The organism is Halosubterraneus shenae (genome assembly GCF_050510935.1).
Classification (GTDB): Archaea; Halobacteriota; Halobacteria; order Halobacteriales; family Haloferacaceae; genus JBDGPU01.
The window spans coordinates 179,916-195,108 of record NZ_JBNLVO010000005.1 but is presented as its reverse complement, the minus strand read 5'-3'; the positions used below and the strand labels follow the sequence as shown (position 1 = coordinate 195,108).

The 15,193-nt window shown below is 67.7% G+C and carries 14 protein-coding genes and 1 pseudogene; 10 read left to right on the top strand and 5 right to left on the bottom strand.

From position 1 onward, the window contains the following. Positions 1–121 precede the first annotated feature (121 nt). Positions 122–1,291, bottom strand: coding sequence for a hypothetical protein (locus ACQE3M_RS12465; protein WP_430505953.1), 1,170 nt, complete (start codon positions 1,289–1,291; stop codon positions 122–124). A gap of 161 nt (positions 1,292–1,452) precedes the next feature. Between ACQE3M_RS12465 and ACQE3M_RS12460 the strand changes: the two genes are divergently transcribed. The 6 genes from ACQE3M_RS12460 (at position 1,453) to ACQE3M_RS12435 (ending at position 7,246) form a co-directional block, all read left to right on the top strand. After that, complete coding sequence (locus ACQE3M_RS12460) at positions 1,453–1,977, top strand: transcription factor (RefSeq protein WP_430505952.1); 525 nt, start codon at positions 1,453–1,455, stop codon at positions 1,975–1,977. After that, the gene (locus tag ACQE3M_RS12455) at positions 1,977–2,672 is read left to right on the top strand and encodes a DUF2110 family protein (protein WP_430505951.1); all 696 of its coding nucleotides are present in this window, start codon (positions 1,977–1,979) and stop codon (positions 2,670–2,672) included. The genes ACQE3M_RS12460 and ACQE3M_RS12455 overlap by 1 nt, the downstream gene beginning before the upstream one ends. A 3-nt stretch (positions 2,673–2,675) precedes the next feature. Beyond that, positions 2,676–3,482: a DUF5803 family protein gene (locus ACQE3M_RS12450; RefSeq protein WP_430505950.1), complete on the top strand. Its 807-nt coding sequence runs from the start codon at positions 2,676–2,678 to the stop codon at positions 3,480–3,482. Between the two features lie 99 nt (positions 3,483–3,581). Next, on the top strand, positions 3,582–4,271 hold the full coding sequence (locus ACQE3M_RS12445; RefSeq protein WP_430505949.1) for a competence/damage-inducible protein A: 690 nt from the start codon (positions 3,582–3,584) through the stop codon (positions 4,269–4,271). A 706-nt stretch (positions 4,272–4,977) separates the two neighbouring features. Next, positions 4,978–6,078, top strand: coding sequence for an ATP-NAD kinase family protein (locus ACQE3M_RS12440; protein WP_430505948.1), 1,101 nt, complete (start codon positions 4,978–4,980; stop codon positions 6,076–6,078). Positions 6,079–6,217: 139 nt separating this feature from the next. Beyond that, on the top strand, positions 6,218–7,246 hold the full coding sequence (locus ACQE3M_RS12435; protein WP_430505947.1) for a PhoU domain-containing protein: 1,029 nt from the start codon (positions 6,218–6,220) through the stop codon (positions 7,244–7,246). A 45-nt stretch (positions 7,247–7,291) separates the two neighbouring features. On the opposite strand, the gene ACQE3M_RS12430 is transcribed toward ACQE3M_RS12435, so the two are convergent. Both ACQE3M_RS12430 and ACQE3M_RS12425 read right to left on the bottom strand, forming a co-directional pair. After that, positions 7,292–8,206 (bottom strand): DUF7096 domain-containing protein, encoded by a 915-nt coding sequence (locus ACQE3M_RS12430; RefSeq protein WP_430505946.1) that lies wholly within the window; start codon positions 8,204–8,206, stop codon positions 7,292–7,294. 225 nt (positions 8,207–8,431) lie between these two features. After that, positions 8,432–9,580, bottom strand: a complete 1,149-nt coding sequence (locus ACQE3M_RS12425) for an LEA/WHy family protein (protein ID WP_430505945.1) — start codon at positions 9,578–9,580, stop codon at positions 8,432–8,434. 137 nt (positions 9,581–9,717) lie between these two features. On the opposite strand from ACQE3M_RS12425, the gene ACQE3M_RS12420 reads away from it, so the two are divergent. The 4 genes from ACQE3M_RS12420 (at position 9,718) to ACQE3M_RS12405 (ending at position 11,689) form a co-directional block, all read left to right on the top strand. After that, positions 9,718–9,900, top strand: coding sequence for a DUF7525 family protein (locus ACQE3M_RS12420; protein WP_430505943.1), 183 nt, complete (start codon positions 9,718–9,720; stop codon positions 9,898–9,900). Between the two features lie 37 nt (positions 9,901–9,937). Beyond that, positions 9,938–10,162, top strand: coding sequence for a DUF7123 family protein (locus ACQE3M_RS12415; RefSeq protein ID WP_430505942.1), 225 nt, complete (start codon positions 9,938–9,940; stop codon positions 10,160–10,162). A 292-nt stretch (positions 10,163–10,454) separates the two neighbouring features. Continuing rightward, a complete protein-coding gene (locus tag ACQE3M_RS12410) occupies positions 10,455–10,880 on the top strand; it encodes a CoxG family protein (protein ID WP_430505941.1) in 426 nt (141 codons plus the stop codon). Beyond that, a complete protein-coding gene (locus ACQE3M_RS12405) occupies positions 10,880–11,689 on the top strand; it encodes a nitrilase-related carbon-nitrogen hydrolase (protein WP_430505940.1) in 810 nt (269 codons plus the stop codon). Before ACQE3M_RS12410 ends, ACQE3M_RS12405 begins: the two co-directional genes overlap by 1 nt. An 875-nt stretch (positions 11,690–12,564) precedes the next feature. Here the strand turns inward: ACQE3M_RS12405 and ACQE3M_RS12400 are convergent. Further along, a complete protein-coding gene (locus ACQE3M_RS12400) occupies positions 12,565–14,085 on the bottom strand; it encodes an aldehyde dehydrogenase family protein (RefSeq protein WP_430505939.1) in 1,521 nt (506 codons plus the stop codon). Between the two features lie 212 nt (positions 14,086–14,297). Continuing rightward, positions 14,298–15,092 (bottom strand): annotated as a pseudogene (locus tag ACQE3M_RS12395) (RIO1 family regulatory kinase/ATPase domain-containing protein); the annotation flags it as partial. Positions 15,093–15,193: the final 101 nt, after the last annotated feature.

Below are 15,193 nucleotides of genomic sequence, written 5' to 3'. Positions count from 1 at the left end.
CAGGAGGCAGGTGACGCAGGGTTTCGTGCTTTGCGGTTTGCGGGCGGCCCCGACACCGATTGCATGGTATAGGTAGCCATGGCCTGGCAGGGGCGCCGGTACTGGATGGCTATCCGACCTCTCACTCCGACCCGTCGCGGTTCTCCCGTACCCGGAGGCGAGCCAGCCGGACCCGAAGCTCCAATCGGGAGGTTCCACGCACGCGCTGCGTGACGGGGTCGGCCATGCCGAGCAGCGAGAGCCGGTCGAGGGTCGGCGGCCAGTCGCGGGCACCGCGAGCGTCCCGGGCGAACGTCAGCGCGTCCGCGAGCGCCCCGGTTCCGCCGGCCGTGCCGGTCCCGCCGCCCCTGCCGGGCTTGCCCGCCCCGCTATCGTTCGCGACCAGGGTGTCGGCTCGCCGCCGCCCGCCGCCCACGAGGAGTCGGTCGCCGACCGCGAACACGAGCCACAACGGCACGACGGCGACGAGCAGCAGCACGCCGGCCGCGGCGAACACGACCCAGGGCACTTCCCGCTCCTCGCGGTCGCCGGCGCCGAGCATCTGCGGCAGGCGGTCGTCCTCCTCCGGCTCCTCGCGGCGACGGGCCAGCTCGAGCCCGAGCAGCGTCCAGGCCTCCACGAGCAGCGCCGGCGCCAGTACCGCCGTCACCAGCGCCGCGTTGCGCGTCTCCAACCGGGTCAGCGCGTGCTCGATCACGGCCGCCTGCGCGTCGTCGTCGAGCTCTTCGATCCGGGTCGGGACGACGATGGTCGTCTCGGAGAGGCTGTCGACGACGGCGATGGTCGCGGCGTCGACGTCGACGAAACGGATTTCCGGCGGGTCGAGATTCCGTGCCGTCGACCGCTCCACGATCCGGTCCTCGATAGCCTCGAACCCTGCGTCGTCCGGGAGGTTCCGAATCGACCGCCGGACCAGTACTGGGCCAACCGCGTAGGATCCCCCGATTCCGACGACGATCCCGGTCAGAACGGCGGCAGGGGCTATCCCTGACCCGGCTGGGGTCGTTCCCGCCAGCCGGAGCAGTCCGGCGACCGGGAGCGCCACGAGGGCAACGGGGATCGTCGCCAACAGTCCCGCCGCGGCGACCGCCGACGCCGACGGACGGGTCCGCGCTCCCTCGCTCGGCCTGGATCCGGTGTCACCAGCGACGGGCTCAGTAGTTCCCTCCGTCGGCGTCTCGTCGTTGGTGTCGACGTCCGCCGCTGCTCCGGCGTCGCCGTCGGCGTTCGAGACCGCTTCAGCGTCGCCGCTCTCGCGGTCGGCTGCCGCTCCGTCCGCGTCTCCGCTCATGCTCACGGCGTCGAATCTCGGCCACAAGAGTCTGCCGACCGCGGTCGACTACCGCCTGCTGGGATCGTCGTCGTCCGCTGAGGTTCACGGTCGGCCGTGGGTGCTGAGCGCCGTTCCACCATCCGGAGCTTTTAAACGGTTTCCGGGCCGCGTTTACCGTAATGGCTTTTGAGGACCTGTTGAACGACCCGGTCATCCAGAAGTACCTGCACGAGCTGGTCGGACCGACAGGGATGCCGGTGGCGGCGGCGCCGCCGGACGGTGAAGTTACCGACGAGGAGCTGGCCGAGGAGCTCGGCCTGGAGCTCAACGACGTCCGTCGGGCGCTGTTCATCCTGTACGAGAACGACCTCGCGGAGTACCGACGCGTCCGCGACGAGGACTCCGGATGGCTCACCTATCTCTGGACGTTCCACTACGAAAACATTCCCGAAAACCTCGAGGAGGAGATGTACCGCCTCCTCGAAGCGCTGGAGGAACGCGAGGAGTACGAGCGGCAACACGAGTTCTACCTCTGTGAGGTCTGCTCGCTCCGGTTCGAATTCGGCGAGGCGATGGAGTACGGCTTCGAGTGTCCGGAGTGTAGCTCCCCGCTCGAGGCGATGGAAAACGACCGCCTGCTCGAAGCGGCCGAGCAGCGCGTGGACGAGCTGCGCGACGAACTCAACGTGGACGTGACGAGCTAATGGTTGTTCTTGCTACAAAGTGTTACGTGGAAGGGGACGCGCGAGAGCGCGCGCTCGACGGAATGAACTCGCTGGTCGACAACGACGTCGGCGACCTCCACGTGGAGTGGAACGTCGGCGTCCGCGGCGACGACTTCGTGCAGGTGGACCTCACCGGCGACGACGCCGAGGTCGCCCGCAACGTCCTCATCGAGGAGTGGGGCGAGATCGTCGCCCACGACGAGGGACTCGAGGCCGGCGAGGAGTACGTCGGCACGCTCGAGGGCTGGGGCGACGCCGGCTTCACGCTCGACGCGGGCGAGGAGGTCACCATCGCCGCCGAGGACATCGAACTCGGCCGCGGCTCCCCCGAACAGATCGTCGAGCGGTTCGGCCTCGTCCAGCACCTGCCCATGCGGTTCGTCAAGGGCGGCGAGACCGAGGACGGCGACCACGTCCCGACCAAGCTCGCCGAGAGCGAGGTCGACCGCCTCTACGACTGGCAGCGTGGGAACGGGCGCGTCAACGTCAACTCGGCGACGCGCGGCGAAGCGCGGGCGACGGTGAACCGGGCGGGCCACGCCCAGGACATCGTCACCGTCGAGCGACTCGGCCTCCTCGAGCAGAGCATCGTCTGCAAAGAGGACACGGACCCGCCGGGCCTGCTGGCGGCTATCGGGGCGTATCTGCCTGCGGAAATGCGGTGTGTCGTCTAGGCGATGAATCGGCGCCACGCCCTCCTGCTCGTCGCGGTCGTCGCGCTCGTCGCCAGCGCCGGCTGTCTCGGGTACATCCGCGGCGGTGGCACGATCGAGAACGCGACGCTCGACCAGGACCCGACGACCGACTACGTCTGGGACAGCGACCACGACGTCTACGTCGACGTCGGTTCGGCGGCGACCTACCGCGCCGTCTACAACGTCTCCGGCCGCGACGAGCTCGAGCTGTACACGGAGTCGGGCTACGGCACCAAGGAGCCGCTGGACCTGCGGGCCTTCCGCTACCAGTACGCGAACGGGACCGTCATCAACGGCTCCGAGTTCCGCGCTCGCGGCGGCGAGGTCGAGCGGACGACCGACCAGCTCTGGGTCCGCTTCGGCGAGGACATGGACGACGGCAAGCTCGCCTTCAGCGGCGACGGCTCGCCCCGCCGGTTCATCCTCCAGACGTACGTGGACGGGTCGTACGAGGTCGTCCTGCCCGAGGGGTACACGACCGACTTCTGGCTGTTCGGCCACATCTCGCCCCGCGGCTACGAGGTGACGACCGAGGACGGGCGCCAGCACGTCGTCTGGGAGGAGGTCACGGCCGAGGCCGTGCTCGTCCAGGCGTACCGCGAGCGCGACTTCTGGATCTTCGTCGGCATCGCCATCGTCGCCACCGGCATCGCGGTCGGCGGGCTGCTCTACTTCCGCCGGCAGCTCAGGGAGCTCCGGGCGCGCCGACAGTCGCTCGGCCTCGACGTCGAGGAGGAGTACGACGAGTACGAGGACGACCGGGACGGGCCGCCGCCCGGGCGCCCGTAACGCGCGGAGCGACGGGACTCCTCTGCACCCTCTTTCCATTTCTTCGTCGTCGCAGCCGGTCCCGACGGTGTTTTGGGTTCGCCCGCCCTTCGAGTGGATATGCAAGTCGCGATCGTCACCGTCGGGGACGAGATCCTGACCGGTGACACCGAGAACACTAACGCGACGTGGCTCTGCGGCCAGCTCGACGACCGTGGCGTCTCCGTTCGCCGGGTGACCACGATCCCGGACGACGTCGCCGACATCGCCAGGGTCGTCAACGAGTACCACGCCGCCTACGACGCCGTCATCGTCACCGGCGGGCTCGGCCCGACGCACGACGACCGCACGCTGGAGGGCGTCGCCGCCGCGTTCGGCCGCGAGGTGGAACCGAGCGAGGAGGTCCGTGCCTGGCTCAACGAGGGCGACGGCTACGACGCCGACGACCTGACGGAGGGGACCACGCACCTCCCGGGGGGCGCCCGGATGCTCCCGAACGAGGTCGGCGTCGCGCCGGGCGCCGTCGTCGAATCGGTGTACGTGCTCCCGGGCGTCCCCGCGGAAATGAAGCGGATGTTCGAGCACGTCGCCGACGAGTTCTCCGGCGAGCAGACGTACACGACGACCGTCGAGGCCGACGAGCCGGAGAGCCACCTCATCGACCGCCTCGCCGACCTCCGGACGGAGTTCGACGTGTCGGTCGGCTCCTACCCGGGCCAGACCGTCCGGGTCAAGATCACCGCGACCGACGAGTCGGAGGCCGAACGCGCGGCCGCGTGGCTCCGGGACCGAGTCGAAACCTCAGCGTAAGAGCAGCAAAAAGTCGCAGAACCGCGTTACAATCCGTGATCGTACGCCGGAGACGTTATCGGTATATCTGCGCGAGCCACGCCGCGGTGATGAGGAGGCTAACGAGCAGGACGACGCCGGCCGTTTCCGGGATCGCGAGCGGTTCGGGCTGAGTTGCGCTCTCGAGCATGTGCGACAGTTGCGGCGGCCCCCGCTTAAGTATTGATTGTCCGGTTGCGGCGGATGGTCCGCGCGTTCGCGCGCCTCGTCCCAGCGAGGTTTGTCGACGTCCGCTCCGCGTCCGAATTCACCGGAAACGTGGTGTGGGCCGGCCCGAGGAGACGCTTATCGGAGGGCGGGGAACGAGGCAGCTCTCGGTGCCAGCACCGCCGGCATTGTGGCACGGTGGTTGGTAGTTCCTACCAAATATATTTGCGCGACGACGGCGACGGGAAACTGGCCATGATGCGGGAGGAGCCCACTGGCCAGGAAGAGGAGTGGGACCTCGCTGACGAGGCGGACCAGCAACTCGAGCTGTTCGACGAGGTCGGGGAACAGCACCCCTGATCAACTTGCCGCGTACGTTTTTCCGGGGTTCTTGCGTTCGCGTCCGGATCTAGTGTTCCCGTCGGGCATTGCGGGCTCGCGTCCGGCATCACGGGTCGGACCCACGGCTCCGCCCGGGCGTCTCATCCTTTTTAAGTATCCCTGTCGGGTACGTCCGTGTATGCACGTCGGCGTCGTCGTGAACCCCATCGCGGGGATGGGTGGTCGGGTCGGCCTCAAGGGGACCGACGGGAAGCTCCCGGAGGCGCGCGAACGCGGCGCGGAGCCGCGCGCGCCACCCCGCGCGCGACGCATGCTCACGCGGCTACACGCGATCGCACCGGAGACGGCCGTCGCGACGGTCGCGGACCCGATGGGTGAAACGATCGTTCGCGAGGTCGGCTTTGACCCCGACGTCGTGGCCGACCCGGCGGAACCGTTCGAATCGCCACCCGCGGCCGACGTCGAGTATGCGGAAGCCGAGACGACGGCGGCCGACACGCGGCGGGCGGTGACGGCGTTCCGCGAGGCCGACGTCGACCTGGTGCTCTTCGTCGGCGGCGACGGGACGGCCGCGGACGTCGCTGAGGCGCTGGAGGGGTCCGAAATTCCGATGCTCGGCGTGCCGGCCGGCGTCAAGGTGTACTCCTCGGTCTTCGCCGTGTCGCCTGAGGACGCCGCGGAGGTCGCGACCAGCTACGAGCGCACGGAGCGACGCGAGGTGATGGACATCGACGAGGACGCCTATCGCGAGGGCGAGGTCCATCCCGAGCTCCGCGCGGTGGCGCGCGTCCCCGTCGCGGCCGACCTCCAGTCCTCGAAGCAGACCGGCGGCGGCACCGTCGAGGCGCTCGCGGAGGGCTTCGCGGCCGACGTCGAGCCAGGCGTCACCTACGTCCTCGGGCCGGGGTCGACCGTCGGCACGATCAAGGCGGAACTCGGCTTTGACCCTTCGCCCATCGGCGTCGACGTCTGGCGCGACGGCGAGGTGCTCGTAAAGGACGCGACGGAGCAGGAGATCCTCGACGCGCTCGGCGACGACAACGAGATCGTCGTCTCGCCGATCGGCGGGCAGGGGTTCGTGTTCGGCCGCGGCAATCCGCAGCTCTCGCCGGCCGTCATCCGCGAGTGCGACGTGACCGTCGTCGCCTCCCGGGCCAAGCTGGACGACGTCCGAGTCCTTCGCGTCGACACCGACGATCCGGAACTCGACGAGGCGCTTCGCGGCTGGGTCAAGGTCCGGGTCGGCAAGTTCGAGACGCGGATGATGAAGATCGTGTGAGCTGCGGTCCGAACCGGGGTGCAGCCGACTTACGGGTAGCTTCCCGGCCACCGATCGCGACCAATTTCCCTTTGATATCGGACCGAGTGTATAATGCACATAGGGATAGGGTTAAGGTCAATGACCCTTTATACGTGATATGGAAACTCGGAAGGTGCAGCGGCTGGGGCCGTCGACGCTTGCGATGACGCTTCCGGCGGAATGGGCCTCGGAACACGCGGTGGAGAAGGGCGACGAGGTGTCGCTCCGGATGGGCGGCAAAGGGACGCTCACCGTCCTGCCGGAGTCGGCGAGCACCGAGGAGTCCGAAGCCACCATCTACGCCGACGAGCTCAGCGCCGACGCGCTGGAGCGGGCCGTCGTCGCACAGTACGTCCTCGGACGCCGCGTGATTCACGTCGAGAGCGACGGCGCCCTGAGCAGCAACCACATCAACGCCGTCTACCGCGCGGAGACGCAGCTGATGGGCCTGGGCGTCGTCGAGGAGACGCCGGAGAGCATCGCGATCCGCTGTTCGGTCGACCCCGAGGACTTCACCCTCGACAACCTCATCGAGCGGCTGGAGAACACCGGCTCGACGATGCGTGGCGAGGGCGTCAAGGCGCTCGCGCACGGCAACACGGACCTCGCACAGCGCGCCCTGAACCGGGAGCGCCAGGCGAACAAGATCTTCGTCCTGATGCTCCGGCTCATCTTCACGGCCTACCAGAACCCGAACCTCGCCCGCGCCGTGGGCCTCGAGGAGGGCTTCCCGCTCATCGGCTACCGGTCCGTCGCGAAGAACCTGGAGCTCACCGCCGACAACGCCGAGGACATCGCGGAGATCGTGATGGAGACCGAGGACCACACGCTCGACGTCGACCAGTCCACGATGCGTCGCATCCGCGAGTTCACGGAGCAGGTCGACGAGCTGACCGCACTCGCGGTCCAGTCCGTCGTCGATCGCGACTACGACCTCACGGTCGAGTGCCGGGAGCTGTTCACCGACATCGAGGACAAGCAGTCGGAGATCCTCGAGGACCTGCCGGAGATGGACAACGACGCGCTGCTGCGCGTTCGCGAGGTACTGGTCAGCCTCCAGCACACGGCCGAGTACTCGATGCGGAACGCCGAGATCGCCGCCAATCTCGCGCTCAACGAGGAGTCGGCCCACGTCGACATCGTCTAGCGTCGGTGATGCGGCCTTTTTAAAAGCGTACTTCGGAACGACGCGTTACCGCGATTGCTCGGTTTCCGTCGTCGTGTCGGCGCCGCTCGATCCGCCAGACTCGGTCTCCGTCGTCGTTCCATCGCTGCCGTCGCTACTGCCACCAGTGTCGGTTCCGCTCCCGGCGTCGCCGGAATCGCTCGGCGACGACTCGGTCCCGCTCGTCGCGGAGCCGTTCTCCGTTGCCGTCGTCTCTCCGTCGCTCACTCCGCCGGCATCGTCGGCCTGGCTACCGGATTCGGTGCCGGCCTGCTCACCCGCTTCGGTGCCGCCGCGGTCGCTCTCGCCCCCAGCGTCGCTACGGCCGGCTTCACTGCGGTTCCCGGCCTGGTTCGGGCGCTCGCCGGGTGAACCCCCCGCGTTCGGCCCGGCGACGTTGCGGGCGATCTCCGCGACCTCGCCGCCGCGGAGCTCGCTGGCGTTCGACCGCAGTTTGTCGATACGCTCGGCGTCGACGCCGTTCGCGGCGAGGGTCTCGTTCGGGATGCCGGCGGCGGCGGACGCGCTCCGGTTGGCGATCTGCTCGACGCCGGAGAGCTCAGCCGCGAGCTTCGCCGTCCGGACGCGGTACTCTCGCTCGCTGATCTCGCCGTTCTCGAAGGCGGTCTTCAGTGCCGCGCGCTGCTCGCGGAGTTCGGCCAGTCGTGCCTCCGTCTCGTTGAGCTCCGCAGCGACGATCGACGCTCGCTGGCTATCGTTCGCGGCCTGGTTCAGCCGATGTTCGAAGGCGCGCTCGTCGACGTCGTTCTCGACCTCCGCCTCGCCGACGCTCACGCTCCCCGCGAACTGTTCGCCCGGCGCGGTGTCGTTGCCCCCGTAAGACAGCCCCCCGCTGCCGTCGCTCAGGGCCGCGACCGGCACGGCGCCGACGGCCCCGACGAGCAACACGGCGAGGAGTGCCGCGAAGACGTTGCTTTGCATATCTACACGTGGGCGGTTCGCGCACATATATACCCCTGACTCTAAGCCCCGTTTAAGTCCGTTTAATCCGGGTAGGGGACGGGTTCTCCGGGGTCCCCGGCCTCTCCACGGGTATTCGACCGGCAATCGAAGAATGCCGAAAAATCGGTTGAAGGTCCCCTGGGTCACCGAGCACGCGCGGCCGAACCCGGAACCGCTCGCGACCCGACACCGCACCTGGGACGACTACGTGCCGAGGTTCAGGATCCCGTCGTCCTCGGTTTCCGTCGGGGTGGGCGTCGGGGTCGGCGTCGGAGTGGGTGTTTCCGTCGCAGTCGACTCCGTTTCGGTTTCGGTCGTCGTTTCGGTTTCCGTCGTCGTGTCCGTGTCCTCTGTCGAGTCCTCGCCGTCGCTGTTGCCGTCGCCGTCGCGGTCAGCGGTTCCCTTGTTGCCGAAGATGTCGGTCTCGATCGTTTGATTCATCTTGTCGAGGGGGACGCGCACGGTGTCGCCGCCACCCTCCGAGAGGTCGATCCGCATGTAGAAGTCGGCGGTGAGCGTCGTCACCTGGTCGTTCTGCAGGTGCGTGACCCACCAGTCGTCGAGGTTGGAGTTGTTGAGGTAGAACGTCGCCTCGATAGTCCGCTCGCTGCCCGGCGGGATGACGTACTCGCGCTCCGAGGCGCCCTCGCCCATCCGCACGTCGTTCATGGCGACGTCGTAGCCGATCTCCGTGAGCGTGACCGGGAACGACCGCGGGTTGTAGACGACGAACTCCATGCCGATCTCGGTTCGCTGCTCGGAGACGGTCCCCCACTGGCCGCGCGTCTCGCGGACGACGAGCACCGGGTCGGGAATGACGGCCGATTCGGCGTTCATCTCCCGGGTTTCATTGGAGTTGAACGCCGCGATGAGGCTCGTGTTGATTTGCCGTTCCACTGCGGGCGCCTCGAAGCTCCGGTTGGCGAACGACGAGTAGACGTCCGCGTGGACGGAAAGCGTCGTGTTCTCACCGTTCCGGATGTGGCTCACCCACCACGCCGGCAGCTTGTCGTTGTTCATCTCGGTCGTGAACGCGAGCGTCGAGTTGCCGGGGTCGACCGAGACGCCCTTGCGGACCCCCTGTGCCATCCGGATCCCGTTCATCCGGATCTCGTAGTCGATCGTGAGCCCGCCGAGGCTGACGCCGATCGGGTTGGGGTTGTGGATCGTCAGGTCCGACTCGATCTCGGTGACGTCCTCGGTGACGTTGCCGAAGCTGTTGTCGACACCGACGACGGACGGCGTCCCGATCACGCCGGCCGCGAACGCGCCCCCGATTGTCACGCCGAGGCCGACGACGAGGATCACTCCGATCTTCAACGGCCCGAGACTGGCTAGTCGCCCGAGTACCATGTCCGGGTCAAGACGCGGAGAGCTTAAAAAGGGCTTTCCACTCGCGTCGGTCGGCTACCGGGACGGATGAAGTTGCGCAGTCCTGGTCGACGTTCCGGGGTCGAATAACCTAAGTACGCGCCTGCGAAGGTGGAGGTATGACCGCAGGTTCGGTGGAATCCGACAAGTCGCTCGGGCTGGGACTGGTGCTTTCGGCGGTGGCGCTCGTCGGCGTCGCGGCGATGCTCGCCGCGCCGGCGCAGCTCGCGAAAGCGAGCGGGTTTGCGCTGGCGATGGTGGCCGCCATCCTCGCCGTCGGCGCGATCCACCTGTTCGACTGACGGAAACGTTAAGCGTCGCAGACGACTACGACCGATAATGACCGAGTACACGGAGGAGGAACAACGGATCCTGGCATACCTCCGCGACAGCGTCTCCCGAGGCGAGCGATACGTCCGCTCGAAGACGATCGGCGAGGCCATCGGCCTGACCGCGAAGCAGGTGGGGAGCCGACTCCCCCAGCTCGCGGAGGAGGCCGACGAAGTCGAGATCGAGAAGTGGGGCCGAGCCCGCTCGACGACCTGGCGCGTGAGCCAGGGCTGATTCGAGGCCGTTTTTCGCCGCGTCTCCCGTGAGCTGAGTGGTAGTCAACACCATCGCCAGTGACGTGTCCGCGACGCCGAAGGCGACACATCCGGACGCGAAGACGACACATCAGCGACGCGAAGACGACACATCCGCGACGCGAAGACGACACATCCGCGACGCCGCCAGCAAGAAGTCCGGCGCGAGGCTGTCGATTCCAGGCCGGGTGGAACGAGCCGACATAGACCGGAAGACAGCAACCGGTCGTCGGACCCTGCCCTTTTTAGCCCGTTCGTCGCTATCGGCTACTATGACTGTTCGGGTCTCTCGGACGCTCGAGTTCGACGTCCCGGTCGACCGCGTCTGGGCGTTTATCTCCGATCCCGAGAAGCGGGCGAAAGCCATCAGCGTCGTGGAGTCCTACGAGGTGTACGACGACAACCGCGCGACGTGGCACGTGTCGCTGCCGATCCCGTTCGTCGACTCGACGATCCCCGTCGAAACCAACGAGATCGAGCGCGACCCGCCGACGCGCGTAAAGTTCGTCGGGAAGTCGAAGGCGCTTCGCGTCACCGGCGAGCACACGATCGAGGAGACGGACACCGGCAGCCGACTCCACAACGAGTTCGTCGTCGACGGCCAGATCCCGGGCGTCGAACGCTTCTTCAAGCGCAACCTCGACGCGGAGATCGACAACCTCGAGCGCACGATGCGCGAGGAGATGGAGGTTGCCTGATGCGACTCGCCTGCGCACAGCTCTCGATCGAGGGCGCCGACCTCGACGGCAACCTCTTTCGGGCGCTCAACGCCATCGACGACGCCGCCGAGCGCGGCGCCGACGTCGTCGCCTTCCCGGAGATCTTCGACGTGGGCTACTTCGCGTTCGACTCCTACGCGCGAGTCGCGACGGGCCTCGACGGCGAGAAGTTCACCCGGATCGCCGACCGCGCCGCGGAGCGCGACGTCGCCGTCCTCGCCGGCACGATGGTCGAGGACCTCTCGGAGTCGGCCGCGGCGGGCTTCGACGTCCCGGCGGAAGAGGGGCTCGCGAACACGGCAGTCCTCTTCGACGCGGAGGGGGAGCGCCGGCTCGTTTATCGGAAGCATCACCTCTTCGGCTACGGCTCCGCGGAAGACGAGCTCCTCGTGTCCGGTGAAACGTTGCCAACGGCCCAACTCGGCGAGTTCACCGTCGCAGTGACGACGTGTTACGACCTCCGGTTCCCGGCGCTCTACCGCGAGTTCCTCGATCAGGGCGTCGACCTCTTTCTCGTCCCGAGCGCGTGGCCGTATCCGCGCGTGGAGCACTGGAAGACGCTCCCGCGGGCCCGCGCCATCGAGAACCTCGCGTACGTCGCGGCGATCAACGGGAGCGCTGCGTTCGACGACGCCGAGCTCGTCGGCCGGACGACGGTGTACGACCCCTGGGGGACGCCGAAGGCCGCCAGCGACGACGATCCTGCGCTCGTCGAGACCGAGCTCGACCCGACGGCGGTGGGCGAGGTTCGCGAGGAGTTCCCCTCGCTGCGCGACCGGCGGCTGTGAGGCGGCCGTCGTCGGCCGCGGTCGTCGACCGTCGTCGCGTCGAACGTCTCTCCGAGACCGCGTATCTTTAAAGGCCAGAACGCATTAGATACAGATGCCGAAGTTTCGACGCTTTTCTCGTCGAAACGTCGGTACAACATCCGCGCCCGTCCCGACTCCGCGGGGCGACGCCGCACTGGCGTCATGGTCAGGGGGGGTCCGCCATGACGCGCTCCGGCCGTCGGCGTCGCCCACCCGCTCGCCGCCGCTGCCGCTTCACCGCGGCCGCCAACTGTCGCGGCCGCTGTCGCCAACCTTACCGTTCCGGTTCGCCGCTTCACCCGTTCCGGTTCGCCGCAGTCGCGGCATCCTCTCGCCGAAGCCGCCACCTCTCTCCCCTTCTCTCTCGGAGTTCCCCGTTGCTTGCAGTGATACCTTCCGAGGTCGTTCTCAACACGAATAATTTGAACCGCATATTCTTCCTTCCCGACGGCCTTGGCTCGGATGCCGCGGACGCTCCCCAGACACGGGTGGACGGTTGCCATCGGTAGCCCATCCCATCTCGTCCGTGGTTCTCACCGCCCGGGGAACCCCACACCGCCCCGGGTTTTCACCCACCTCTCGGCGACATACCTGTGAGAAGCGTTCGACGAGCGCTTTGGTAGTCTCTCTACAGCAACGCGCGCTCCTCGAACCCTCTCGACGGCACATGCTTTCATATCCGATACACTGGTTCAGGACGTGCAGAGGCCGTCGCCATCGGGACGTGCAGAGGCCGTCGCCATCGGGACGTGCAGAGGCCGTCGCCATCAGGACGTGCAGAGCGCCGTCGCCAGCGGCAACTCTCGGGCGACCGAACAACTATAATTAAAAAGCGGACGTCGGCGTCGCCTCGTTCAGTCGTCGCGCGTCTTGATGTCCGCGGAGAGCCCCTGCGCCATCTGGATGTCCTTCGAGTTGTTGAGCGTCCAGGCGGTACGGTCGGTGACGGCCTCGATGACCTCGCGGGCGCTCGGGTAGCCGTTGCCGGACTTCTTCACGCCGCCGAACGGCAGCTGGACCTCGGCGCCGATACAGGGCAGGTTGCCGTACGCGAGGCCGACCTCGGCGCGGTCGCGGAAGTAGTTGATCTGCCGGTAGTCCTCGGAGATGACGGCGCCGGCGAGGCCGTAGTCCGTATCGTTCTGGATCTCGACCGCGCGCTCGATGTCGCCCTCGTACTCGAGAAGCGCGACGTGCGGGCCGAACACTTCCTCGTGCGTGCAGCGCAGGTCGGCGTCGGGATCGGCCTCGTAGACGAACGGGCCGACCCAGTGGCCGTCCTCGTGGCCCTCGGGGATCTCCTCGTCGGGCAGCTCCGTCCGGTCGACGAGCACGTTCACGTCCTCCTCTTTCGCGAGCTCGTTGTAGCTCGTCACCTTGTCGACGTGCTCCTCCTCGATGAGCGGGCCCATGAAGGTGTCCTCGTCGAGCGGGTCGCCCACGGCGACGTCCTCGGCCACGTCGACGAAGCGCTCCTTGAACTCGTCGTAGACGTCCGTGTGGACGACGAGGCGCTCGGAGGAGACGCAGCGCTGGCCCGTCGTCTTGAAGGAGGACATGACCGCGGAGTGAACGGCGATGTCGAGGTCCGCCTCCTCGGTGATGACAACGTTGTTCTTGCCGCCCATCTCACAGGCCGCGCGCTTGCCGGGGTCGTTGGCGACCTCGTCGGCGATCCCGTGGCCGACCTCCGCGGAGCCCGTGAACAGCACGGTGTCGACGCGGTCGTCGTCGACGATGGCCGCGCCGGTGTCGCCGAAGCCCTGGATCATGTTGAAGACGCCGTCCGGGATGCCGACGTCGTCGAACATCTCGGCGATGATCTGGCCGCACCACGGCGTCTGCTCGGCCGGCTTCCAGACGACGGTGTTGCCCTCGACGAGCGCGACGGCCATGTGCCAGAACGGGATGGCGACCGGGAAGTTCCACGGCGTGATACACCCGGTGACGCCGCGCGGCTTCCGGCGCATGTACGCGTCCTTGTCGGCGACTTCGGAGGGGACCACGTCGCCCTTCGGGTGTCGGGCGTCGCCCGCGGCCCACTCGACCATGTGCCAGGCCTCGGTGACGTCGGCTTTCCCCTCGCTTATCTCCTTCCCGCACTCCTTCGTCACGATCTCGCCGAGCTCCTGGTGGCGATCGCGGAGCTCGTGGTAGATGTCCCAGAGGTACTCCGCACGCTCGATGCGGGAGAGCTCGCGCCACTCCTCGAAGGCTTCGTCGGCGGCGGCGACGGCCTCGTCGACGTCCGCCTCGGTCCCGCGCTGGAAGGTCCCGAGCGTCTCGCCCGTCGCCGGGTTCTCGCTCTCGAACGTCTCCGAGCCGGTGCCGTCGACCCACTCGCCGTCGATGTACTGCTGGTAGGGTTGCGACATATACGCGCAAATCTTGTTGGACACCGTAAAAAGGCACCTGCTTGGGATCAGCGCGCCGGCGGCGACGTCGACGGAGGACTGGCGGCACCGTTGGAGGACTGGCGGCACCGTCGGAGGGCTGTCAATCAGTTGGGGGACGTGTCGGAGTCCTCGGTCGCGTCCGCGGCCGACTTCCGCTGGGCGCTCACCTCGCTGTCCGACCCTGCGTCCCCGGACGCGCGCTTCTCCAGTTCACCCTTCAGTGCCGTCGCGTCGAAGTCGTGGTCAGGACGGATCGCGATGAAGTCGAGGAATCGACGGGCCTCAAGCAGCTGCTCGCGGGAGTAGGCGGTGAGCGCGGCGCTCACGGCCTCCCGGGCGCCGATGAGCGGTTCCAGCGCGGCCAGCGCGCTCGCGAGGTCGTACGCGCGGGCGCCCTCCAGCCCCGCGTCGTCGACGTTAGTCGCGTCGATGAAGTAGAGGTCGCCCTCGTAGATGAGGACGTTCTCCGCGCGCAGGTCGCCGTGCGCGAGCCCGGCGTCGTGCAGCGTCGCGAGCGCGTCGAACAGCTCCGGCGCCAGCGCGAGCTCCTTCTCGCGGTCGAGCTCGTCGAGCGTCCGGAAGTCCGGCAGGTACTCGAAGACGACGACGCCGAGGTCGCCGACCTCGAGCGCCTCCAGCGGCTCCGGCGCGTTGACGCCGAGCTCCCGGATCTTCCGGGTCGCTTCCAGCTCGTGGCGCGCCATCTCGTAGGGCGTCTCGAACCGCTGGAAGAAGCCCTCCGTGCCCGAGGAGAAGGCGCCGAGGTTGCGTCCGGTCGTGAACAGCGCGTGGACGATGGTGTTCTGTCGGGTGATCACCTTCACGAAGAGCTCGTCGTCGAAGACGAACGGCGTGGAGAGCCAGTTGTCGGCGTCGAGGAACTCGACGCGAGCCTCCTCGCGGTCGTACCGCTCCAGAAGCTTGCGGACGACGCGCTCGACATCGTCCCAGTCGACGGATCCGCGCACGAGCTTCTGGAGCTCCATTACACTCGAGCTACGGCGTACGGCCGTTAAAAGATGGCGTCCGGGGGTTCCGGGCCGTGGATAGGGCAGCCTGGAATTCCTCACGGTTGTTCGCTTGATTT

Coding starts and splice junctions, on each gene's coding strand:
- ACQE3M_RS12405 (WP_430505940.1), top strand. CDS start 10,880: ATGCGACTCGCCTGCGCACAGCTCTCGATCGAGGGCGCCGACCTCGAC.
- ACQE3M_RS12420 (WP_430505943.1), top strand. CDS start 9,718: ATGACCGCAGGTTCGGTGGAATCCGACAAGTCGCTCGGGCTGGGACTG.
- ACQE3M_RS12400 (WP_430505939.1), bottom strand. CDS start 14,085: ATGTCGCAACCCTACCAGCAGTACATCGACGGCGAGTGGGTCGACGGC.
- ACQE3M_RS12410 (WP_430505941.1), top strand. CDS start 10,455: ATGACTGTTCGGGTCTCTCGGACGCTCGAGTTCGACGTCCCGGTCGAC.
- ACQE3M_RS12415 (WP_430505942.1), top strand. CDS start 9,938: ATGACCGAGTACACGGAGGAGGAACAACGGATCCTGGCATACCTCCGC.
- ACQE3M_RS12435 (WP_430505947.1), top strand. CDS start 6,218: ATGGAAACTCGGAAGGTGCAGCGGCTGGGGCCGTCGACGCTTGCGATG.
- ACQE3M_RS12450 (WP_430505950.1), top strand. CDS start 2,676: ATGAATCGGCGCCACGCCCTCCTGCTCGTCGCGGTCGTCGCGCTCGTC.
- ACQE3M_RS12455 (WP_430505951.1), top strand. CDS start 1,977: ATGGTTGTTCTTGCTACAAAGTGTTACGTGGAAGGGGACGCGCGAGAG.
- ACQE3M_RS12425 (WP_430505945.1), bottom strand. CDS start 9,580: ATGGTACTCGGGCGACTAGCCAGTCTCGGGCCGTTGAAGATCGGAGTG.
- ACQE3M_RS12460 (WP_430505952.1), top strand. CDS start 1,453: ATGGCTTTTGAGGACCTGTTGAACGACCCGGTCATCCAGAAGTACCTG.
- ACQE3M_RS12465 (WP_430505953.1), bottom strand. CDS start 1,291: ATGAGCGGAGACGCGGACGGAGCGGCAGCCGACCGCGAGAGCGGCGAC.
- ACQE3M_RS12445 (WP_430505949.1), top strand. CDS start 3,582: ATGCAAGTCGCGATCGTCACCGTCGGGGACGAGATCCTGACCGGTGAC.
- ACQE3M_RS12430 (WP_430505946.1), bottom strand. CDS start 8,206: ATGCAAAGCAACGTCTTCGCGGCACTCCTCGCCGTGTTGCTCGTCGGG.
- ACQE3M_RS12440 (WP_430505948.1), top strand. CDS start 4,978: ATGCACGTCGGCGTCGTCGTGAACCCCATCGCGGGGATGGGTGGTCGG.